General features: G+C 40.9%; 23 protein-coding genes and 1 tRNA gene. 9 read left to right on the plus strand and 15 right to left on the minus strand.

The features are described 5' to 3' along the window. Positions 1-111 precede the first annotated feature (111 nt). Positions 112-813: a Crp/Fnr family transcriptional regulator gene (locus H4I94_RS06125; RefSeq protein ID WP_261182359.1), complete on the minus strand. Its 702-nt coding sequence runs from the start codon at positions 811-813 to the stop codon at positions 112-114. A gap of 100 nt (positions 814-913) precedes the next feature. Between H4I94_RS06125 and H4I94_RS06130 the strand changes: the two genes are divergently transcribed. Continuing rightward, a complete protein-coding gene (locus tag H4I94_RS06130) occupies positions 914-1,447 on the plus strand; it encodes a DUF962 domain-containing protein (protein ID WP_092819285.1) in 534 nt (177 codons plus the stop codon). A 386-nt stretch (positions 1,448-1,833) separates the two neighbouring features. Here H4I94_RS06130 and ychF read toward each other — a convergent pair whose 3' ends face one another. The 8 genes from ychF to H4I94_RS06170 all read right to left on the minus strand — a co-directional run bounded on the left by ychF (position 1,834) and on the right by H4I94_RS06170 (position 10,315). Further along, the gene (gene ychF / locus H4I94_RS06135) at positions 1,834-2,925 is read right to left on the minus strand and encodes a redox-regulated ATPase YchF (protein WP_092819286.1); all 1,092 of its coding nucleotides are present in this window, start codon (positions 2,923-2,925) and stop codon (positions 1,834-1,836) included. A gap of 113 nt (positions 2,926-3,038) precedes the next feature. After that, complete coding sequence (locus H4I94_RS06140; protein ID WP_261182364.1) at positions 3,039-3,698, minus strand: methionine ABC transporter permease; 660 nt, start codon at positions 3,696-3,698, stop codon at positions 3,039-3,041. After that, a complete protein-coding gene (locus tag H4I94_RS06145) occupies positions 3,679-4,749 on the minus strand; it encodes a methionine ABC transporter ATP-binding protein (RefSeq protein ID WP_261182437.1) in 1,071 nt (356 codons plus the stop codon). The genes H4I94_RS06140 and H4I94_RS06145 overlap by 20 nt, the downstream gene beginning before the upstream one ends. 10 nt (positions 4,750-4,759) lie before the next feature. Further along, positions 4,760-5,596, minus strand: a complete 837-nt coding sequence (locus H4I94_RS06150) for a MetQ/NlpA family ABC transporter substrate-binding protein (protein ID WP_261182365.1) — start codon at positions 5,594-5,596, stop codon at positions 4,760-4,762. Between the two features lie 11 nt (positions 5,597-5,607). Continuing rightward, positions 5,608-6,438, minus strand: coding sequence for a MetQ/NlpA family ABC transporter substrate-binding protein (locus H4I94_RS06155; protein ID WP_261182366.1), 831 nt, complete (start codon positions 6,436-6,438; stop codon positions 5,608-5,610). A gap of 15 nt (positions 6,439-6,453) precedes the next feature. Then, positions 6,454-7,878, minus strand: a complete 1,425-nt coding sequence (locus tag H4I94_RS06160; protein WP_409976735.1) for an LLM class flavin-dependent oxidoreductase — start codon at positions 7,876-7,878, stop codon at positions 6,454-6,456. After that, positions 7,878-9,101: an SfnB family sulfur acquisition oxidoreductase gene (locus tag H4I94_RS06165; protein ID WP_261182367.1), complete on the minus strand. Its 1,224-nt coding sequence runs from the start codon at positions 9,099-9,101 to the stop codon at positions 7,878-7,880. Before H4I94_RS06165 ends, H4I94_RS06160 begins: the two co-directional genes overlap by 1 nt. Before the next feature lie 11 nt (positions 9,102-9,112). Continuing rightward, positions 9,113-10,315, minus strand: a complete 1,203-nt coding sequence (locus H4I94_RS06170) for an SfnB family sulfur acquisition oxidoreductase (protein ID WP_261182368.1) — start codon at positions 10,313-10,315, stop codon at positions 9,113-9,115. A gap of 380 nt (positions 10,316-10,695) precedes the next feature. Here H4I94_RS06170 and H4I94_RS06175 point away from each other — a divergent pair, with 380 nt between their 5' ends. Further along, a complete protein-coding gene (locus H4I94_RS06175) occupies positions 10,696-11,460 on the plus strand; it encodes a glutathione S-transferase family protein (RefSeq protein WP_261182369.1) in 765 nt (254 codons plus the stop codon). 372 nt (positions 11,461-11,832) lie between these two features. Beyond that, positions 11,833-12,303: an Lrp/AsnC family transcriptional regulator gene (locus H4I94_RS06180; RefSeq protein ID WP_131274306.1), complete on the plus strand. Its 471-nt coding sequence runs from the start codon at positions 11,833-11,835 to the stop codon at positions 12,301-12,303. Between the two features lie 103 nt (positions 12,304-12,406). Here H4I94_RS06180 and H4I94_RS06185 read toward each other — a convergent pair whose 3' ends face one another. Beyond that, positions 12,407-13,156, minus strand: coding sequence for a YebC/PmpR family DNA-binding transcriptional regulator (locus tag H4I94_RS06185; RefSeq protein ID WP_261182370.1), 750 nt, complete (start codon positions 13,154-13,156; stop codon positions 12,407-12,409). Positions 13,157-13,268: 112 nt separating this feature from the next. After that, positions 13,269-13,850: a 1-acyl-sn-glycerol-3-phosphate acyltransferase gene (locus tag H4I94_RS06190; RefSeq protein ID WP_261182372.1), complete on the minus strand. Its 582-nt coding sequence runs from the start codon at positions 13,848-13,850 to the stop codon at positions 13,269-13,271. A gap of 968 nt (positions 13,851-14,818) precedes the next feature. On the opposite strand from H4I94_RS06190, the gene H4I94_RS06195 reads away from it, so the two are divergent. Continuing rightward, positions 14,819-14,895 (plus strand) — tRNA-Ile (locus tag H4I94_RS06195). A gap of 621 nt (positions 14,896-15,516) precedes the next feature. Here H4I94_RS06195 and H4I94_RS06200 read toward each other — a convergent pair. Genes H4I94_RS06200 through H4I94_RS06215 form a run of 4 tightly spaced genes read right to left on the minus strand, consistent with a single transcriptional unit; the run spans position 15,517 to position 18,284 of the window. Then, entirely contained in the window at positions 15,517-17,208 is a 1,692-nt protein-coding gene (locus tag H4I94_RS06200) for a DUF2326 domain-containing protein (RefSeq protein WP_261182373.1), read from the minus strand. Further along, positions 17,195-17,431: an ABC-three component system middle component 6 gene (locus H4I94_RS06205; RefSeq protein ID WP_004980074.1), complete on the minus strand. Its 237-nt coding sequence runs from the start codon at positions 17,429-17,431 to the stop codon at positions 17,195-17,197. Before H4I94_RS06205 ends, H4I94_RS06200 begins: the two co-directional genes overlap by 14 nt. Continuing rightward, entirely contained in the window at positions 17,418-17,966 is a 549-nt protein-coding gene (locus H4I94_RS06210; RefSeq protein WP_261182374.1) for a hypothetical protein, read from the minus strand. The genes H4I94_RS06205 and H4I94_RS06210 overlap by 14 nt, the downstream gene beginning before the upstream one ends. Positions 17,967-17,981: 15 nt before the next feature. Continuing rightward, positions 17,982-18,284, minus strand: coding sequence for a hypothetical protein (locus H4I94_RS06215; RefSeq protein WP_004980069.1), 303 nt, complete (start codon positions 18,282-18,284; stop codon positions 17,982-17,984). Between the two features lie 158 nt (positions 18,285-18,442). Here H4I94_RS06215 and H4I94_RS06220 point away from each other — a divergent pair, with 158 nt between their 5' ends. The 5 genes from H4I94_RS06220 to H4I94_RS06240 all read left to right on the plus strand — a co-directional run bounded on the left by H4I94_RS06220 (position 18,443) and on the right by H4I94_RS06240 (position 20,641). Beyond that, on the plus strand, positions 18,443-18,601 hold the full coding sequence (locus tag H4I94_RS06220; RefSeq protein WP_004980067.1) for a hypothetical protein: 159 nt from the start codon (positions 18,443-18,445) through the stop codon (positions 18,599-18,601). Positions 18,602-18,680: 79 nt separating this feature from the next. Then, a complete protein-coding gene (locus H4I94_RS06225) occupies positions 18,681-19,235 on the plus strand; it encodes a hypothetical protein (RefSeq protein WP_261182375.1) in 555 nt (184 codons plus the stop codon). Continuing rightward, on the plus strand, positions 19,216-19,557 hold the full coding sequence (locus H4I94_RS06230) for a hypothetical protein (protein ID WP_261182376.1): 342 nt from the start codon (positions 19,216-19,218) through the stop codon (positions 19,555-19,557). The genes H4I94_RS06225 and H4I94_RS06230 overlap by 20 nt, the downstream gene beginning before the upstream one ends. Before the next feature lie 60 nt (positions 19,558-19,617). Then, on the plus strand, positions 19,618-19,896 hold the full coding sequence (locus H4I94_RS06235; RefSeq protein ID WP_261182377.1) for a hypothetical protein: 279 nt from the start codon (positions 19,618-19,620) through the stop codon (positions 19,894-19,896). 202 nt (positions 19,897-20,098) lie between these two features. Continuing rightward, positions 20,099-20,641: a hypothetical protein gene (locus tag H4I94_RS06240; protein ID WP_261182380.1), complete on the plus strand. Its 543-nt coding sequence runs from the start codon at positions 20,099-20,101 to the stop codon at positions 20,639-20,641. Positions 20,642-20,734: the final 93 nt, after the last annotated feature.

Genomic DNA, 20,734 nt, shown 5'->3' on the forward strand with positions numbered 1-20,734 from the left:
ATCATCAGGCAAGTTATTCACCTGTCATGCTTGGCCATAAAATGGCTTATCCTGCAACGGTATACATCTCTGAATTATTTTCATGGTTTAAAATTTCATTCATCTTCCGATTTAAATATTGGGAAAGGCATGCGCAATGCGATGCAGTTCCGCTACATCCAAAATTTCAATTTTCTTAAAAGATACGCACAAAATATTTTGCTGTTCCAACGCTTGTAGTTCCTGATTGATGGTCTGTCGGGAGCAGGTCAGCATTTGTGCCAGTTGTTCCTGGGATAAATGAATGACATTCTTTTCAATACTTAAATGATTGCCATAGCCATTTAAAATAAACATCAGGCGTTGTGCCAAACGCTGGCTGATGCTTTGCGTTTGAATGGAAATCAGCTCCAGAAAAGCAAAGCGCAACTTTTGACTGGTCAATTGCGCGATGTGATACCAAAAAAACGGATGCTGTTGCAGCAGTGATTGCAGGGCGGTACTGGAAATATGCAGGATCAGGCTTTTTTGCGTGGCAATGGCATCGTGGGAACGGGGCTGGGCATCGACCAGCGAGATTTCACCAAACCACATAATCGGTTCAACAATGGCAGCCACCGATTCTTTGCCATGAATATCAATATAGCCCAGGCGAACGGCACCCTCTAAAACGGCATAGATGCCATTAAATGAATCACCGGCATGAAAGATCGCTTGTTCCTTGTCAAAACGCTGCTGCACGGCATGCTGGATAATGAACTGCTTAAATTCGGCTGACAATTGTGCAAACCATATATTCTGCTGTAAATGATCGATATAAACCGGTTCGAGCATTGTTATTCCTTTTTTAATGTCAGTTGTCGGCTAGCTGACAACTTGTCCGGGTATTTTTTTATATAGTGAAATAAAATATAAGTCTAACAAGGAAACGGTCATGACCAAACTAGAACAGCTGCTGAGCCAGTATGCAGCATATCATCTGGACCAGAAAAATATTTATACCCATTTTATTGGCATTCCATTGATTGTGTTTTCTATTATCTGCCTGACTGCACGTGCCGGTGTGATCATTTCAGGTGTTGAGCTGACGCTGGCTTTAGGGCTATTGCTTGCCAGTACGCTGTATTATCTCAGCTTGGACCGCATCTTTGGCCTGATCATGTTGCTCATCTATGCGCTTGCTTATCCATTCGCTTACAGGATTGCCCAGCTGGATACGGCGGTCTGGTTAAGCTTAAGTATTGGCATTTTTGTGGTGGGATGGGTATTCCAGTTTGTGGGCCATTTTTATGAAAAGAAAAAACCGGCTTTTATGGATGATGTGATTGGCCTGGCAATCGGTCCTTTATTTGTATTGGCTGAAATGGTGTTTATGTTTGGATTTCGAAAAGAGCTGGAGCAACGCATGCTGGCAGAAGCACGCAAGCAACGTGCTGCAATGGATGCCCAGACGGTAAGCCTGAACTGAAAAAGTTCGACATAAAAAAGCCAGCATCATACTTAATGCTGATCAGTTAAGGAGTTTAGAAATAGACTTTTTAATTTTTAAGTAATTCACGGCGGAGTCTTGCCGTTTTAAATCAAACTGTTTCAGCTCATTTGTTACTTTGGTTTCGCCCAAAGTAACCAAAGGCATTTGTCATCCGCAAAACTCGTCAGCCACCATCAACTAGCAAATTTGTCGCAGAAACAATCATTTTTTAATGTAGTCATGCCTCAAACAGTTGCGGATGACTTTTCCACATGTCAAATATAATCATGACTTTAAAAAAGAAAATGCCAGTCAATTTCTTAACTGACTGGCATTACAGCATGATGCTGGCTTTTTAAGCTGTTTTGAAAGGTCAGAATGGCTTAAACGTTAAAACGGAAGTGTAGCACGTCACCGTCCTGAACCACGTAAGTCTTGCCTTCCAAACGCCATTTACCGGCTTCTTTCGCGCCAGCTTCGCCGTTGTACTGTACAAAGTCGTCATAAGCAATACATTCAGCACGGATAAAGCCTTTTTCGAAGTCAGTGTGAATCACACCGGCTGCTTGAGGTGCAGTTGCACCGACTTTAACGGTCCAGGCACGGACTTCCTGTACACCCGCAGTGAAGTAAGTCTGTAGGCCAAGCAGGCTGTAACCGGCACGGATTACGATGTTCAGACCTGGTTCTTCCATGCCCATCGCTTCTAAAAATTCAGCACGGTCTTCATCTTCAAGCAATGAAATTTCAGCTTCAATCTGGTTGCACAGTGGAACCACAATCGCATTTTCTTCAGCGGCCAATTTTTTAACAGCTTCCAGATGCGGGTTGTTTTCAAAACCGTCTTCAGCCACGTTGGCAATATACATGGTCGGTTTTAAAGTCATTAAACCAAAGCCACGTACCAGTTTGCGCTCATCATCATCCAGATTGGCTGCACGGGCAGGTTTGCCTTCATCCAGTAAAGGCAGGATTTTGTCTAGAACGGCTTTGGTGGCAAGTGCATCTTTGTCGCCGCCTTTTGCAGATTTAGCCAGACGCGTAACCGCTTTGGTCACAGTTTCCAGGTCAGCCAGTGCAAGTTCTGTATTGATGGTTGCAATATCATCCAGCGGGTCAATTTTGCCGTTGACGTGAATCACGTTTTCATCTTCAAAACAACGTACCACGTGTGCAATGGCATCGGTTTCACGGATGTTGGCCAGGAACTGGTTACCCAGACCTTCACCTTTAGAAGCACCGGCAACCAGACCGGCAATGTCTACAAATTCCATGGTGGTTGGAAGCACGCGCTGTGGATTGACGATTTCAGCCAGTTTGTCCAAGCGTGGATCAGGTACAGGCACGATACCGGTGTTTGGTTCGATGGTACAGAACGGGAAATTTTCTGCAGCAATAGCAGCTTTAGTCAATGCATTGAAAAGTGTAGATTTACCAACATTCGGCAAGCCGACAATACCGCAATTAAAACCCATGAAATGACTCACAACGTGTTATTTAAAAATTGCCGCTGATTTTACATGAAAGCCATGACAAAGTCAGGTCATGGCTGGATGCTTTGTTGAAAACTCCTAAAATGGATAGGGATTTAAATTTTGCGTTTATCCAGCTGACGGGAAAGGGTATCGCCCGTGGCCTGCACCAGCATGACCAGAATCACCAGCACTACAATTACGGCAAGCATAATCTGCATGTCAAAACGCTGATAACCATAACGATAGGCAATATCGCCCAAACCGCCTGCGCCAATGGCACCGGCAATTGCCGAGGAGTTGATCATGGTGACTAAAGTCACGGTAAAACCGGCCACAATCCCGGGCAGGGCTTCAGGCAGCAGCACATGCCAGATGATCTGCTTGCGGTTACAGCCAATCGCCTGGGCTGCTTCAATCAGACCCTGATCGACCTCGCGTAAGCTGACTTCAGCAATACGGGCAAAGAACGGCGTGGCTGCCAGGGTTAGGGGGACGACCGCGGCCCAGACCCCATAACTGGTGCCAACAATCCAGCGGGTGAGTGGAATGAGCGCCACCATTAAAATTAAAAACGGTACCGAACGGGTAATGTTGACCACCCAGCCCAAAGCCTGATTAATAGACTTGGATGGATAGATGCCATGTTCGGATGTGCTGACCAAAATGATCGCGATAGGCAAGCCAATCAGAAAAGCCACAATGGCGGATACGCCGACCATCAATAGCGTGTCAATGGTGCCAGTAAGTAATAAATCAATAAGCTGGTCGTGCATAGCCAATGACCTCAATCTGTGCGATGTACTGTTTTAATTTCTGCTGGAGCAGTCTGGTATCTACATGCAGATCGGGGATAGCGACAATAAAACTGCCGACCAGATGGTTTTGAATGCTGTCGATATGACTCTGATACAAATGCACTGGTGTTTCAAACTGCTCGAAAATCACTTTTAAATCCGGGGCGTGCTGAACACTGGAGGCATAGCGCAGTTTTAAAATGCTATGTGAGCTGTCGGCAATAATCTCTGGCGTTAGTGAAAAAGGCAATTGCAGCTGTTCCAGATTCAGAAGTTCCTGGGTAATATTTTGCTGCGGATTGGAAAAGACTGACCAGACTTCACCTGCTTCAACAATTTCACCGTGTTCAATCACCACCACCTGATCACAAATTTCACGAATGACCTGCATTTCATGCGTGATCAGCACAATGGTAATGCCAAGCTTTTGATTGATTTCCTTGAGCAGGGACAGCACCACAGAAGTACTTTCCGGGTCCAGGGCAGAGGTGGCTTCATCACAGAGTAAAATTTCCGGATGATGCACCAGTGCGCGGGCAATGCCGACGCGCTGTTTCTGCCCGCCAGACAATTGTGAAGGATAGTTCTGCGATTTATTGCCCAACCCGACCAGTTGCAACACTTCATTGACCCGCGTTTCAATTTCATGTTTGGGATAGTTTGCAACTTTCAGCGGCAGGGCAACATTTTCCCAGACGGTTTTGGCAGACATCAAGTTAAAATGCTGGAAGATCATGCCAATGCGCTGACGCAGCTGGATCAGTTCAGCATGTTTCAGTTCTGCCAGATCTTGCTGGTGAATGTGGATATGTCCTTCACTGATCTGTTCCAGACCATTTAAGGTACGCAGCAAGGAAGATTTACCTGCACCACTTTTGCCGATAATCCCGAAAATCTTGCCTTCCGGTATATCCAGGTTGATGTTCTTCAAGGCATGTACGGATTTACCCTGTACTTCATAATATTTGTTCAGGTTTCTGATCTTGATATGCGGGACGGAAAAGTCCACCTGAGAACCAAAACTCACCATAGTATTCACCTTATTTCCAGCCTTCAAACCACATGCCCGTACCAAAATCCCGGTCTAAAATTGTTTTTACTTTTGCAGAGTTCTGGAAAGCTTTGACAAAGGTTTCGAGTTTTTTATCGTGATCGACATAATCTTTTCGGGTCACAAAAAGAATGGCGTATTTCTTGTCCACCGGGTCTAAAAACAGGGCACTGTGAGGATCGGCTTTTTTCGCCATATTTAAATAATGCGGAAAACCAAAAATCAAATCGGCATCGTCATAGGCCAGAGCCGTTTGCGGACCTTCCACTTCTAAAAATTTAAGCTGTTTTGGATTGGCCACAATATCTTGCAGGGTTGACAGCTCATTATGGATATCTCTGATTTGAATCAGACCTGCACGATGCAGCAAAATCAATGCACGAGCCGAGTTCACAGGATCACTGGGAATTACCACACGTGCATTTTGTGGCAAGGCATCTAAGGATTTATATTGCTTGGAATACAAACCGACATGGCTGCCACTGCCGATGCCGAAAGCATGCAGGTCATAATGGGTCTGTTGAATTGCATTCTTTAAAAACACGCTTTGCTGGAAAAAGTTGGCATCAATGTCGCCATTTTGTACCGCAACATTGGGAGCCTGCCAGTCTGAAAACTCCACCAGTTTGACATGAATGCCGTCTTTCTCTACTTCTTTTGCAACTGTCTGTAATAGTTCTGCATAAGGTGGACTAATACCAATCGTCAGGACATTATCCTGTTGCGGGTTTTGCACATAACGATAGGTTATTAATCCTGCAATGATGACAAGGACAGTGAGACCCAGCAGCAGTTTTTTAAGGTTCAGTTTGGAAACTTGAGACATGATTTAACCCCTTATTTCCAGCCCGGGAACCAGAGTTTGGCACCGAAATCAGCATCCAAAGCCTGTTTCACTTTTGGCGAGTTCTGATAGATCTCGACAAATTTTTTCAGCTTATCGTTTTTGTCTTCATAGTCATCACGCACGGCAAACAGGATGGCATAACGGTTGTCCTTGTTAGAGTCAAATAACAGCGCCTGTTCAGGATCAGCTGTTTTGGCTAAACGTAAATAGTGCGGATAGCCAAAAGCCAGATCGACGTCATCAATGGCACGTGCGGTTTGAGGGCCTTCCACTTCAACAAACTGCAATTTTTTCGGATTGCTTGCGATGTCCTTCAGGCTCGATAAATGATTTTCAGGATTCTTCAGGGTAATCAGTTTTGCCTGTTGTAAAAGCAGCAGCGCGCGTCCCTGATTGACGGGATCATTTGGAACCACAACTTTCGCGCCATCTTTTAACTCATCAAAGCTTTTGATTTTCTTGGAATATAAGCCCACATGCGTGGCTGCACCTTTGGCAAAGGCTTTGATCTTAAAGTCGGTTTCTTTTTTGGCATTATCCAAAAAGGGTTGATGCTGGAAGAAGTTGGCATCAATATCACCGTGATTCAGGGTAATGTTGGGCGTGTTCCAGTCGGAAAATTCCACCAGTTTCACGTTCAGGCCTTGCTGTTTGGCCTCGACTGCTGCCACCTGTAAAGGCTTGGCAAAGGATGGGCTGATGCCAATCACCAGTTCATCCGAAGCGGGTTTCTTTTGTTGGTTCCAGACCGCCAGTCCAATAATGACGGCGGCAATAATGACCCCAAGAATGGTCAGTTTGGTTTTTGCTGTTTGTGCCATGTTGCACCTCAAAATTTATGCGGATTGTTTTTGCTTTAAGTTGGAATTCGAAGTTGAGGCGGAGCTTGGACATCGAAATTGCTGAACTGGGTGTGAGTTCGACAGCCGGTCTCCCTGATTAAACAGTTTGTGTCTTAAACTGCCTGGTTCATATTCAGTCTTATAGCGGCCGCGCTGCTGCAATTCAGGAATCACCAGACGGATAAAATCATGGTGCGATTCAGGCGCAACGGTACGGGTCAGGTTGAAGCCATCAATGCCGGTTTCATCAATCAGCTGAATCAGTTTTTCCGCCACAGTGGCGCCACTCCCGACAATCAGCGGATAACGGCCGCCTAATACATGCTGGGCTTTTAAATCATTTTTGCTGATACGCTGTTCTTTAAACTTGTTGTTAACCGAAGCAATGCTGTTGGTTTGCTGGTAAGGAATAGGCTCATCATCGGCAAATCTGGACAGGTCAATGCCGACGGAACTGGAAAAATGTGCCAGACCCGCTTCAGGGCTGGCATAAGCTTTATATTCATCCAGTTTTTGCTGCGCCAGTTCATCGGTTTCCGCAGTCACCACAGTAATGCCGACAAAAATTTTAATATCTTCAGGATTGCGTCCTTGATTGATGGCTTGCTGACGAATCTGATCGACCTGCTTTTTGATTTTTTCCGGTTGATCTCCGCCAATAAACATGCCTTCTGCATGCCGGGTGGCAAAGGCCATTCCACGCGGTGAAGCACCGGCCTGAAATAATACCGGGGTGCGCTGAATGGAAGGGGAAACCTGAAACACACCCTGGCTTTGGTAAAATTGGCCCTGATGATTGACCTGATGTACTTTGGCCGGATCGGTAAAGATACGGTTTTGTTTATCTTTGAGCAGTGCATCATCTTCCCAGGAGCCTTCCCAGAACTTGTAGCAAAGTTCCAGGAACTCTTCGGCCTGTTCATAGCGCAGGTCGTGGTCTTTAAGGCCTTTTTCACCGATTAATCGCTGTGCACTGTCCAGATAACCGGTGACAATGTTCCAGCCAATACGGCCCTGGCTCAGGTGATCCAGACTGGCAAAACGACGCGCAAACTGATAAGGCGCTTCATAACTTAAATTCACCGTCACCCCAAATCCCAGATTTTGCGTCACAGCAGCCATGGCAGACACCAGAGTACTGGGGTCATGACTCGGTAACTGAATCGATTCTTTTAACGTCAGGTCGATATTGTTTTGATAGACATCATACACCCCGGTAATGTCGGCAATAAACAGACCATCAAACAGGCCTTTTTCCAGTGTTTGAGCCAGATCAGTCCAGTAGCTCAGTTCATTAAAACGGTGCGACTCATCGCGCGGATGGGTCCATAAGCCATGATTGATATGACCGACACAGTTCATGTCAAAAGCATTCAGTAAGATCTTTTTCGCTTTCGCAGTATTTATCTTCTTTGTCATTACAATGTCCCCCGACGTGGAGGCAGAACGCCATTTAATAAATAATTGGCAATGAAATAATATTTCCAGCGTGACGCATCATGCAGGGTGTGTACGCGGGCATTGCGCCAGAAGCGGTCCAGGCCATCTTCACGTTGGCTGCCGCGGCTACCGGCCAGTTCAATCAGTTTGGAGGATGCTTTTAAGGCTGTTTCGGTACTGTGTGCCCGAACCTTGGCCACATCTAAGGATGCTTTGGCGACATTTTCTGCTGTCGGTGCAGGTCTGGCGGCATCAATTGAACGGGCGGCCTGTTTCAATAACACTTCAGAGGCGCGCACATCGGCGACAATTCGGACCAGTTCGAATTTGGTCAGTGGGTCATCGGTGGCTTGATCTACACCTGAGTCAATCCACGGACGGGCCTGACGCACACGTTTTAAGGTTTCTTCAAATGCGGCACGGGCAATCCCGGTTTCAATCGAGGCATGCAGCAATTGTGCAAACGGACCCGAGAGGGTGGGTTCTGAATAGGCAATATCAAATGGCACCACATCTTCAGCCAGCACCCGCACATTGTTGAATTTCACTGTGCCGCTACCTGTGGTACGTTGTCCAAAACCACTCCAGTCATCGATTAAAGTCAGACCTTCGCTATTACGCGGAACAAAAGCCAGAAACTGCTGATCCTGCTCATCGACCACCAGTGTTGGAATGCGATGCGCGAATAAACTGCCGGTGCAATAAAACTTTTCGCCATTAATCACATAGCCCTGATCGGTTTTACGTATCGCGGTCTGGCGTTGTGCAGCGGTTTTGGTTTTAAACTCGGCCAGGGCATTGCCCAAGCGGGCACCTTTTAACACTTCAGCATAGAGTTTCTGTTTTTGCTGTTCCGTGCCGTTGTTACGCAGGATCTCCAGTCCATAGAAATGGTTTTGCGGAATCTGTCCAATCGAACCATCAACGCCACTTATCAGTGCAATGACTTGCGCGACGGTATAACTGGATACCTCTGCACCGCCATACTGTTTCGGTACCGTGATTGCCCAGAGTCCAGACTGGCTATAGGCTTCGATTTCTTCAAATGGGAGAATACGCTCGGCATCGCGCTGCATGGCTCCAGCTTTGAACTGTTCCGCTAAATTATGTGCAATTTCCAGCGCCTCTGCATCAGACTGAATGATGTGTGCATGCGCCAGTTGTTCCGATTGAAAAGGAAGAATATTTTGATATGAAGTCATGGGCAGTGTCCTTAAATCCAGGCGTGGCGGGCAGGGAGTTTATGATTCAGGTAATAATCCCCAAGCGCATGCAATTTCCATCGCACCGGATCATGCAGGGTATGTACACGGGCATTGCGCCAGTGCTGATCCAGGTTGTGCTGACTCAGGCTGGAACGGCTACCGCCAAGTTCCAGTAGTTTTTCTGAAATGTGCAGGGCTGCATCATTGGCATAAATTTTCGCTTCAGCGACCAAAATAGAGGCTTTTGCTGCCTGCTCATCAGTGACCGACTCCAGCCGATCCAGTTCATCCAGATATTCAGCCGCTTCATCAAGCAGTAAAATGGCTGCATCGAGTAATACTGAAGATTTGCCGACTTCCTGTAAGGTGTAATGTTCAAAACTGGCTTTGTCCACTTGTGCATCCACAATCGGACGGGCCTTATGCACGGCCGTCATGGTATCGGCAAACGCGGCGTCAGCAATGCCGACATCAATGGCCACCTGTAATAACTGTGAATACGCACCGCGGTAATTGGGCTGGCTGGAAAGCAGGCGTTCGTCAAAAATCAGCAGCGGATCAACTTCCACATGGTCGAGTCTAACCGTGCCACTTGAAGTGGTACGCTGTCCAAAACCGTTCCAGTTATCAATCACATTCACGCCTTCGGCCTGAGCATTGACGAGGGTCAGTACCACATGACCTTCCGGATGGATGGCTTTAATCGCGAGCCAGTGGGCAAAACTGCTGCCAGTCGAATAGAATTTTTCGCCATCGACAAAATAGCGGCCATTTTCAATCGTGAGCGTAGTCGCCAGGGTTTTGGTATCTTTGGTATGGCGTTCCGGGCCACCATTGGCCAGGCGTTTACCTTGTAAAATTTCTTGATAAATAAACTGTTTTTGCTGCTCCGTACCCATAATCTGGATCATGTTCAACAGCGCAATCTGGTTTTGTGGAATTTGTCCCACACTGGAATCGGCTTTATTCAGAATGCGGAATACATGGGCAAGCGTTTTATTGGAAACGAATGCACCCCCAAACTGTTTTGGGATACGAATTCCACCTAAGCCTTTCTGGCTGAACAGATCAATTTCAGCAAAAGGCAACAAGCGCTGTTGATCACGTTCATTGCGACCTTCCAAAGCAAAATCTGCGACATGATAAGCAGCATGAATGGCTTCAAGATCGTTTTCAATCACATGAACATTTTCAGAAATTAAACGAGACATAATGACACCTTAAATCGATATCAAAACGCTACAAGTAATCGAATTCAAAATTAAGCAATTGCTTTTGCAAAGCTTATGAAAAATCCTGTTTAAAATAAAAACTGCTAGATTTTTATTTATTTTGGATATATTAAATGTTTAAAAAACAACATGATTTTATTTTTTAAGAAATTTGTTGGAGGATTTTGATGGGGAGATATCTACTTTAAAGATAATCAAGACAAAAAAATGTATAAAAATAAAAAGTGTATGACTGACAGGGCCAAGATGATATTTTGAATAAAAAGCGCATTGTAATTCCGGGGTAGGGTGACTAAAGTATCCGACTGAATTAGATGGTTTTGGCTTGGCAGAACTAAAAAAATAAACGCGGAGTTTTTATGCGAATTTTATACCAGTTTCCTTTATCTCATTTTTGTGAAAAAGCGCGCTGGTTGCTCGATCATAAAGAGTTGGATTATGTGGCGCATAATCTGATTCCAGGAGTGCATCGTGCATTTGCCCAATTAAAAACTGGACAAAACCGTTTACCTATTTTACGTGATCAAGATTTTTGGATTGCCGACTCGACTGAAATTGCCTTATATCTGGATGACGTATATCCGGAACATTCTTTATTGCGTGCTGATCCCCAGCAGCGCCAACTGGCTTTGGAAATCAATGGGCTTGCCACCGAACTGGGCAGACACGTGCGTCGTTGGGGGCTGGCCCATACTTTGACAGAAAATGAAGAATCTTTAGATATTCTGATTGGTGAAAAGGGCTATTTACGCCAGTTTGAAAAATATTCCAAACCGATTATCAGAGCCTTGCTTTCTAAAGGTTATCAACTGAATGCAGACAAGGTGGCCGAATCTAGACTGCACATGGACAGTATCATCCAAAATTTAAATGAAAGATTGATTGAAAATCATGGACGTTATTTTGTCGGTGAACGCCTAGGTCTTGCTGATATTGCTGTCTGTTCAATGCTTGCCCCCATTCTGGAAATTCCGGGTACACCCTGGGAAAAAGAGCAGGGTGAAACCTTATCTGAAGAATTTCGTCAATATAAAGAGCATCTAATGACATTACCATTGGGACAATATGTGCTGCGCATCTATCAAACCGAACGTAATGCACGGGTGGATTGGCGGGGAATTTAAAAGGAACACCTAAAAATAGGTGCTCTATAGCGCATCTTATTGCAAATCAAATGACTGTATTCTTTTGTTTTGTTCGAGCATTTAATTTTTAATCAATTTCTAGGTAGATATAAAAGATAAGCAGTGATCCGGAGCAGGACACTTGAGTAGATGAGTGTTAAATTCGATATATAATTAAAATTACAATTGGTCGTTTTTTATACTTAAATGACCAGCGGTAATCGAGGTAGACAGCAAAATTTCTCTTATGTGTTCACCAGTTTTTGGAAAATATTTTCAGGATATTAAAACTTTGTGAAAAATAAATAATTGTTGTATAACAGAGAGAGCGTAATATTTTACGTATCTATAGATTATTGAAAAGAGTATAAAATGGAACTGGATCGTTTCGATAAACAGATTCTGGAAATATTGAGTCATGAAGATGTCAACTTAAATGAACTTTCGGAACGTATAAACCTTTCTGTGAGCTCAGTGCATCGACGGATCAAGCATCTGATTGAAGCCAATATCATGACCCATTTAAAGCGTGATATTAACTATGCCAAGTTGGGTTTCAGCTTGCATGTACTTTTGCAGGTTTCTTTAAATAAACATGACACGGATACGTTCGCCAAGTTTTTAGAAGAACTGGAAAGTATTCCTGAAGTGATTAATGCCTTTTTGGTGACCGGCCAATCTGCTGACTTTATTGTTGAAGTCGTTGCAAAAGATATGGAAAACTATAGTGAAATTCTTTTAAAGCGGATTGGTAAAATTGAGCATGTGGTGGCGTTACATTCCAGTTTTGTGATTAAGGAATATAATGTACTGAATTGTAGCGGCTTGCTTAATCGAATCTGAGTTAAAAACTTATCCTATGTTTTGTTCACAGTTCTATATATAGAAAAGGTTTTAAAGCCCATAAAAAACGCACCCAAAGGTGCGTTTTTTGCTTTAAATACCGTTAAGCATCTAATTCTGCTAATACTTCTTCTGAAAATTCAACGTTGGTATAAACGTTTTGAACATCATCAAGATCTTCAAGCATATCAATCATCTTCATGATTTTTTTCGCCTGGTCGATATCTGTGATTTCAGCTTTTGTTGATGGATTCATCACCACTTCGGCATTGTCAGATTTAAGGCCGGCAGCGGCTAAAGCATCTTGAACTGTACCGAAACTTTCTGGAGTGGTAATAACCAAGATTTCATCTTCATCAACTTCAATATCTTCTGCACCTGCTTCTAAAGCTACGTCCATGATTTGATCTTCCAAAGATACATCTTCAAAAGTAATCTCACCACGTTTAGTAAACATATAAGCAACCGAGCCCGCAGTACCCAGGTTACCATCAGTTTTAGAGAAACAGTGGCGTACGTCAGGAACTGTACGGTTTAAGTTGTCTGTCATTGTTTCAACAATAACGGCAACGCCGCCTACGCCATAACCTTCATAAGTGACTTCTTTTAAATCAGCATTTTCTTCACCACCAACACCGCGCTGGATTGCACGGTTGATGGTGTCACGTGTCATATTTGCGACTAATGCTTTTTCAACGACAGCACGTAAACGTGGGTTTGACGCAACATCACCGCCGCCTAAACGGGCAGCTGTAACAATTTCACGAATGAATTTTGTGAATACTTTAGCGCGGCTCGCATCTTGTTTTGCTTTACGATGCTTGGTATTAGCCCACTTGGAATGACCCGCCATGCGAAATATGCTCCTTGTAGATTGGCCTTATGCCTATCAGATTGCGCAAATTCTACCATAAGCCCTTTTTTCTTAGAAAGGGCTCAGTTTTGAGTTTTTAAACAAATGCTGCTTAGTTTTTATCTTCGGAAATATTTTGAGGTTCAGGAATAGTAATATCCAATCCTACCTTTTCTTTGTAGAGCCGTTTTAATAAAGCCAGGTCGTGATTAATTTCTGTGGGATAAATCTTGCCTAAAATGCCCCCTTGTTTGGTCTGTGAATTGGCATACATTAAAACGATAGGTACACCAGCGGCTTTGGCAATATACCAGAAGCCTGTACGGATGGGCTTTCTGGCTTCACCTGTTTTGGCACGGGTCGCTTCGGGCGCAATCACCAGATTGAATTTTTCATTCTGCTGAAAATGCTCGACCATGAGGGAAACAATATCCTGATTTGCCTTTCGGTCGACAGCAATTCCACCGATAGCTTCTAATAAAGGTTTCATGGGACCTTTAAATAATTCTTTTTTAATCAGGGTATGAATTTTTATATCATAAATCTGGAACAGTGCCAGTGAAAGCACGGCATCCATCATGGAAGTATGTTCAAACCCGACAATAACCTGCTTATTTTCAAGTACATCTGGTTCAACTTGATATTTCCATCCTGCAAGCTTAAATGCGGATTCACCAATAAATTTTTTTAACATAAATGTGCGGGATATTTGACAATATGAAAGTGGGCTAATTTCTGCCTGTTCGTATATATAGTCAAGTACCGATGCATTAAAAATGACCAAATAAATACGCTTGATATAGTTTCTAAAAATACACCTATTAATTGTTTTTATATATAAAAAGATATTAAAAAGATGTAAAAGATATTATTTAATACAAATTAAGACTTAATAATGACTGGTCAGGTGAAAAGATACCTATTAGACTTTTGTCGAAGATAAAATTTTTTAAACACATGGTCTGACCTGGACAGTTGTTTAATGAGGATTGAAAAGAATGATGTATGTTTCGACTTTTCTATTGGCATTTTGCTTGTTTATGCTCGTTGTTGTATGGTCTTTAATCGAAATTCGCATTGAAGAGCAAAAAGAACGTAGTCTTTAGCTATTGCTTTGCAGTCGAAGCTTAAAAATATTTATTATTTAGATTTTAAAAATACTCTGTTCACAATCTAAATAAAAATTAAAGTAATATCTTTTAGGTATAATTTATTCATCTTTTTCACATGATTTGAATGTCAAAAATGCTGAACGATTGATGACTAAATTTGGTCTGAGTATTTTTTAAATGGCGGATTCAAACGTCATTCATTTAAAAAGTTGGCTGTCGAGAGAGTGAACTATCAATCCGGCTATTTTTTTGAATTTTATATTTCCTTAAATATTGTTCATTCTTCTTAATTTATTCGTGTAAGACATTGGTTCAGTATATTTCATTGGAATGTTTCAAATACTTATTATGAAGGGCTTTGACTATAAATTTACGATTTATTCACTCTAAGCAAGAGTTGAGTGTATTGAAAGAATAATAGCCGTTTGAAAGATGTCCAAAATTGTTGCGTTAGTGTGCAGGTATAAACAAAAGGACTTGTCTTTTAAAAAAATCTTCGATAGTATGCTTTTCGTCTGAAATTATTGATAAATAAAGCTTTCAGAATATAGGGCCTATAGCTCAGTTGGTTAGAGCAGCGGACTCATAATCCGTTGGTCGACAGTTCAAGTCTGTCTGGGCCCACCAGTTATTAAACCCCGTAAACCTTTGGTTTATGGGGTTTTTCTATACCTGAAATTAACTTTGCTCACGAATTTTCATGGACCGTAGGAGGTCCATTTTGCATGATAGTCCGATGGTCTGAGATTTAGAAATGAGAAAATCTCCAACAAAACCATTTCACTGACACTCAATTCGATGTGAATAGCTTAATTGATCATCCATAGTGAGTTGTTATCAAATGAGCTATGAGCAGAGAAATGAGATGCTGTGGGGGATTCTTAGAGAATACAGATTCTACTGTTTCGTCCTAAAGGTCTAGGGCTTTTCCTGATTCTTCTTGGGGAGTTGTGTCAATAAATTATTATCATGCAGGATAGCTATAAACTACCATCTGTATAGAGTTTCTTGATTGCCTGCCTAGCCTTCATCATCAGATTGGTGAATACGTTTTCATATTCACCTTGACCTTAGAGTTTGGTAACCTTTTTCAATTCTAAGTTATGTGACAACTACTGAGGGAAGTTATCCTTGTCTAGTGCATTTCTCATGATTTCACGTTTGAGATTTTCTTTCTGGCACAGAGGTTGATAGATATTCAGCATCCAAGAAATCAGAAAATTTATGCTCAACGTTTAGATAGCCATTCTACTGTTTAAAAAACTTATTATCATTAGACAGTTCTAAGATAATAAAGTCTTTATACTTTAGATAATCTTCTGTCGATAGCTTATCTGACAGCATTGAGACGATATGTTGTCCAGGTAGATTAATTGATGCATTAAATATTTTTCTGATGTATTGAATATCAATTTCATCAATAGAATCATGAAGTACAAAATTTGGTCGCTGAACTTGGCTGTCATAAACGGTTTTAATGTAACTAAGATCGAAAGCGATTACTTCGAGTCTTTTTAATCCACCTTCATTATTTGACTGTATCTCATCTACATCAGGTGCACATTCACCTTTTTCTTTGTTTAAGTGCAAGCTAAAGTTGTATTTTACTCCGTAAAAATCATTAGTGTATTTTTTGAAATTCTCAATAAATTTATCTTCAAAAGAAATTACATTATCAAGCTCACTTTCAAGTTTGCTTGTTAATTCTGCTAATTCGAGAGTTTCCACTTTTAGTTTGGTGTCTATATCATCTCTTTTCTCGACGATAGCGGTCAAACTAGCTAGCTCTTTGTCCAATCTACCAATTTCTTTCACTGAGTCAGAAATTTCTTCTATTTTCTTTTTAGACTTCAACTCATTGAAGAGATGATGTTTTTGCATATTTAGCTTAGCAAATGTGCTGTTTGCTTGCTCATATTTCTCTTGTAACTTATTGAGACCATCAGAAACAAACTGCTTTTTTGTCTCCAGAAGATGCTCATGGAAAGTAAGGGCTTGTTGGTAATCATTGAGTGTTGATTCAATTTTAACTGATGCGTATTCATATATTGCACGTAGTTCATCCAACAAATGATCTCTTTCTTTTGTTCCTAAGATATCATTGGTTCTGAATACATTTTTTATCTTAAGTTCTAGAGCCAGTATTTCATTTGATAGAATGTTTTGCGCATCATCAATTTGGTTAATCTTTCCAACAATCTCTAGTTTATCGATACCTTTCTCAGAGGATAAAAGAGACTTTTCTAGCTTTGCAATTTCAGCTTTAAGCTTAGAAATAGAACCAATAATTTTATCTTGACTAATAATGCCATTAAACAGACTAAGGCTCTTCTCATAACGTCGGATAGTTGTTTTTAATTTATGGATTTTGCTAAGAATTTCAGTGTCATCAAAATTAAAGAGATAGAGAAAGACCGTATTTATATCAGAATTAGATACGTTCCTTCCGTTATCAAATTTAACCGTTTTGGTCATACGGTGATGGTTTGTTCTAAAAAACTTTGGGGCCAGTTTTCTTATAGTTGGTTTGGCTGAATGGACGTTAAAAATACTTTTCATGAGGTGAGAAATGTATTCTTTATCAGTCACCGAATGACCATTCAAAATGTAATCTTGTAGGTTCTTATCAGTAGACAGCCTCCGTTTAATCACTGTGGGTTGATTATCTAAGCCAATATACTCAAGCGATACATAGACTTCATTTTGAGTGAAGAGTTGCTCGATTTCCTGCTTTGGGGTTTGGAATTCATCATCAATATAAATCGGGCCAATCGAACCATCAAATAAGTAGTCTAGTATTCTACCTAGAGTCGACTTACCAACACTGTTACCAGGTGCATCCGATTTCTTTTTACTCGTAATTATATTTAGGTTATTGAAAAAAGGTATATTTCTTACTTCTTCATCATTAATCTCTAAAATAAACCTAACCAATTTCATTGATAAAAACCTCTTTGCTATTATAGCTAATAGCAGAAATGATATATAACCAGTCTAGAGCAAGAATTATGTAGTCAACCGTGATAGAAAGTTCTCTAGTTCCCATTTTCATTAATTGGGATATAGGCATGCGTTTATTTTTGCGTTCATAAAGTTTCTTGAGAATATATCCGCCAATGTAGAGGACATTTAATTCTGGATGACATCCTTTAGTTGGTAGCATTAGGATTCTCCAAAATAAAGCATTCAACAAAAGCATGTGCGACAACTACATTGATTCCAATTTCGACTTGTTCTTTGAATTGAGTAACGTTTGCAGATTTATAAACAAATGTTCTAAGCTGCTTAATTACATCGTCAATAATGTCATCAGCATATTTTCTCACTTGAATAATGTCAGGCTCGAATGAGTCTATGTCATATTTTTCTAGTGAATTACAGTACATGCCATTTAATAAGCACATAACTGTTTGCTTTCCATTGATTATATTCTGCTCAGCCAAAGCGTAAGCTGCTTCGATGTGAGATGAATACGATTTATATTGTAATACGATGCGACGCTTACTCTTGAGTAAATTATAGTTGATTTTCTTATCGACAATAGCGGGGAAAGCACGATCAGTGAGGTCTATTTTTACATCAGCCAAAGCAATGTCACTAATAATTACATTGATGATCGAATCAACATTAATTTCTGGAGACTCAATATTGTAGAAGTCCCCTTCAATTTTTTGAATATCAATTTTAGTTTCGCACATAGATAACCCTAGGTTTTATCTTTGGGTAAAGTGAAAGTCACCTTTAATTACGCCCTGATTAATATTCGTTTTACCCTTCTGATTCACTTTCTGATAGTTGTCGTGAATATTATTATTTTCGATATCAATTATTTTTTGTTCGAGTGAACTATTTTGGATCTTGAGATTTTCGTGTGTGATGTTTAGTGAGTTGTATTTTTGTTCAATTTTGACTGCCTTGTTTTTCTGTATAAAAGCATAAATACAACTTACAACTGTGCAGATCCAAGCTATTGCTACAGCAGGCGGACTGCTAAAAATTTTATAAAATTCTTCCATAATGAGTTAAAGCCTTAATGTATTTATTCTTTGTATTGTATATCTTTTTTATATTTCATATATCTGATTTTTTTTGAAAAGTTGCTGATATACCCAGTAGAGTAAAGATGTTTGCTTCAAGGATATATTATTTTTATGGTCTTGTAAGAGGAGTGACCATGAAAAAACATTATCCTGAATTAGAGAAGGTTTCAGACGTATTGGAGTGTATTCCACATAGTCAGAGCCAAGCCGTAGCGAAAGCTATTCGTGTTTGCAATGATATTGAAACTGATAATGTGAGCAAGGTTTGTGCAGTTCTGAAAGTAATACTTTAGTAAGTTATTTCAAAAATTTTATATGTCCCGATGTGCCTTGAGCTCATCGGGATTTTTTACGTTTATAGGAATCAAAATTATGCAACCACGTATCAATGACAAAGTTGGGTATAGCCTTATTCATACATTCATTTGCAATAAGCTGTCTGATCGAGCAAAAGGCAAATTGCATTATCAGTTATGGCAGAACAACGAAGATCAGTCTTTTGGTGTTGCGCTAAGCAAGAATGAATCTTCAGGTGGCTTTAGTGCAGAAATGATTAAAGTTCAAGATATTATTGAGCTACTGGGTAAATTGTATCGAGATGGAAAGCCTTTTCATGCAACTGCATTAAAAGAGCTATTCATGGGTAAGTCAGTGAATAATCCAAGCTTCCTCGCGGCTATGTTGTTTGATCAGCAATTATTGAGATTGCATCCAAATGTCGCACGTTTGTTGGAAGTGGAAGAGGATTTTGAACTATGGCCAATCGGTTTAGAAAGTCATCTGAAAAGTGAAGCTAATACAGAGTCATCAACAGTTGAAGCAACGACAGCGACCAAGTCTCAAAAGAAACGTCAAAACAAGACTGTGGATAAAATTTCAATGGAAAACGTAGCCGAGGATGATGGTCATGAAATTCATCCAGAGTAAAGCTGAAATCCAGCAGATACAGGAGCAACTTATTGCTCAAGCGATCCTTGAGACCATACAGATGCTTGAGGAACAATATGAAGAACCCTATCAAGCCACCCAACATGGGTGGTTTGTTCTTTGTGAAAACGATCAAGACCTGATTCAGCCATTCCAAAATTTAACTTTTAGCCTTGCTGAAAAGCTTAATGCAGGAGAGGTGGAATTCGTGGAAAAGAAAAAGGACTGGTACGAAGTCTATATCTTACTCAACGACAACGAAGGCATCTTGATCTATGTTCCGAAAGCCATTTTTGAGCAGCATAAACTCAAAGTGATCTGACCTTGTTACGGCAGACCTGTCGTGACCAAACCACTATCGTTTTTAATCTGAGACTCTTTTATGACAAAGCGAACCCTATTTGCTTTGGGTCAAGTCGTGTCTACACCAAATGCCTTACGATTTGCCGAAGCTGAATATATTGATTTACTCGCGTTACTGGTACGACATCAAGGTGGTGACTGGGGAGATGTAAGTGAGGAAGATCGAGAATCGAATGAAGAAGCCCTGCTGATGCCATTACGTATCATGTCGAGCTACAAATTCTCCAATGATAAAATCTGGATCATTACTGAAGCTGATCGATCAGTGACCACGATATTACTACCTAATGACTATTGACCAAAGTTAGTACCGCAAAATGAACCGTAAAGCTGAAAAAGCTTTACGGTTTTTTTATTGATTAATTTGTGGATTAATATCTATTTATCGTAATGAATAGCATTTTTGTTATTGATTTTGCAATCTATAAAACTTGCTTTTTAGGATGCTTATAGAGATACAGTTAATATGTTTTAACTTTAAAAAATCTAGGGGGAAATTGATGATCAATTCTTGGCATGTAGCAACAGCAGCAGAAGCAATAGCGGCTGCCCAATTTGCACGTTGTGGATGGGATGTTTCTGTTCAATATGGAGCTAATCAACCAGAATATGATTTACTAATCGATAGTAAGAAGTATGAAAATTCTTTAAAAATCTCTGTAAAGGGAAGTAAAGATGGCAGTTGGGGATTAACACAATCATTTCTTAAAGAAGCAAACTATCATGCAGCAGTAGACGCATGGTTAGCAAAGCACTCTACTCGAACTATTTTTTGTTTAGTCCAGTTTAAAGGCACTGATTTAACTGATATGCCAAGAATTTACTTAGCTACTCCAGAGCAAATAGCTGCTAGATTAAAAGCAACCGCAAATAATAGAGGAGATACTATTCTTTATGAAAATCATGTGTGGACTAAAAGAGCACACGGTTGGGGATCAACAGAAGTGATTCCTGATGAATGGAAGTTTAGTGAAGAACGTCTAGACTGGATTGCTAAATATATCGATCAATTAAAAGAAAACCATATGGCAGAAAACTCATAATCTTAGTTATAAAATGTAAGACCACAACTAGTACCGCAAAATGAACCGTAAAGCTTTTGGGCTTTACGGTTATTTTTTTGCTTTTTTAAGGGT

Origin of the sequence: Acinetobacter sp. T_3_1 (genome assembly GCF_025377055.1) — a bacterium.
Classification (GTDB): domain Bacteria; phylum Pseudomonadota; class Gammaproteobacteria; order Pseudomonadales; family Moraxellaceae; genus Acinetobacter; species Acinetobacter kookii.

Excerpts from the sequence above, each read along its gene's own strand:
- H4I94_RS06125 (WP_261182359.1), bottom strand. The coding sequence starts at position 813 with ATGCTCGAACCGGTTTATATCGATCATTTACAGCAGAATATATGGTTT.
- H4I94_RS06130 (WP_092819285.1), top strand. The coding sequence starts at position 914 with ATGACCAAACTAGAACAGCTGCTGAGCCAGTATGCAGCATATCATCTG.
- ychF (WP_092819286.1), bottom strand. The coding sequence starts at position 2,925 with ATGGGTTTTAATTGCGGTATTGTCGGCTTGCCGAATGTTGGTAAATCT.
- H4I94_RS06140 (WP_261182364.1), bottom strand. The coding sequence starts at position 3,698 with ATGCACGACCAGCTTATTGATTTATTACTTACTGGCACCATTGACACG.
- H4I94_RS06145 (WP_261182437.1), bottom strand. The coding sequence starts at position 4,749 with ATGGTGAGTTTTGGTTCTCAGGTGGACTTTTCCGTCCCGCATATCAAG.
- H4I94_RS06150 (WP_261182365.1), bottom strand. The coding sequence starts at position 5,596 with ATGTCTCAAGTTTCCAAACTGAACCTTAAAAAACTGCTGCTGGGTCTC.
- H4I94_RS06155 (WP_261182366.1), bottom strand. The coding sequence starts at position 6,438 with ATGGCACAAACAGCAAAAACCAAACTGACCATTCTTGGGGTCATTATT.
- H4I94_RS06160 (WP_409976735.1), bottom strand. The coding sequence starts at position 7,878 with ATGACAAAGAAGATAAATACTGCGAAAGCGAAAAAGATCTTACTGAAT.
- H4I94_RS06165 (WP_261182367.1), bottom strand. The coding sequence starts at position 9,101 with ATGACTTCATATCAAAATATTCTTCCTTTTCAATCGGAACAACTGGCG.
- H4I94_RS06170 (WP_261182368.1), bottom strand. The coding sequence starts at position 10,315 with ATGTCTCGTTTAATTTCTGAAAATGTTCATGTGATTGAAAACGATCTT.
- H4I94_RS06175 (WP_261182369.1), top strand. The coding sequence starts at position 10,696 with ATGCGAATTTTATACCAGTTTCCTTTATCTCATTTTTGTGAAAAAGCG.
- H4I94_RS06180 (WP_131274306.1), top strand. The coding sequence starts at position 11,833 with ATGGAACTGGATCGTTTCGATAAACAGATTCTGGAAATATTGAGTCAT.
- H4I94_RS06185 (WP_261182370.1), bottom strand. The coding sequence starts at position 13,156 with ATGGCGGGTCATTCCAAGTGGGCTAATACCAAGCATCGTAAAGCAAAA.
- H4I94_RS06190 (WP_261182372.1), bottom strand. The coding sequence starts at position 13,850 with ATGTTAAAAAAATTTATTGGTGAATCCGCATTTAAGCTTGCAGGATGG.
- H4I94_RS06200 (WP_261182373.1), bottom strand. The coding sequence starts at position 17,208 with ATGAAATTGGTTAGGTTTATTTTAGAGATTAATGATGAAGAAGTAAGA.
- H4I94_RS06205 (WP_004980074.1), bottom strand. The coding sequence starts at position 17,431 with ATGCTACCAACTAAAGGATGTCATCCAGAATTAAATGTCCTCTACATT.
- H4I94_RS06210 (WP_261182374.1), bottom strand. The coding sequence starts at position 17,966 with ATGTGCGAAACTAAAATTGATATTCAAAAAATTGAAGGGGACTTCTAC.
- H4I94_RS06215 (WP_004980069.1), bottom strand. The coding sequence starts at position 18,284 with ATGGAAGAATTTTATAAAATTTTTAGCAGTCCGCCTGCTGTAGCAATA.
- H4I94_RS06220 (WP_004980067.1), top strand. The coding sequence starts at position 18,443 with ATGAAAAAACATTATCCTGAATTAGAGAAGGTTTCAGACGTATTGGAG.
- H4I94_RS06225 (WP_261182375.1), top strand. The coding sequence starts at position 18,681 with ATGCAACCACGTATCAATGACAAAGTTGGGTATAGCCTTATTCATACA.
- H4I94_RS06230 (WP_261182376.1), top strand. The coding sequence starts at position 19,216 with ATGAAATTCATCCAGAGTAAAGCTGAAATCCAGCAGATACAGGAGCAA.
- H4I94_RS06235 (WP_261182377.1), top strand. The coding sequence starts at position 19,618 with ATGACAAAGCGAACCCTATTTGCTTTGGGTCAAGTCGTGTCTACACCA.
- H4I94_RS06240 (WP_261182380.1), top strand. The coding sequence starts at position 20,099 with ATGATCAATTCTTGGCATGTAGCAACAGCAGCAGAAGCAATAGCGGCT.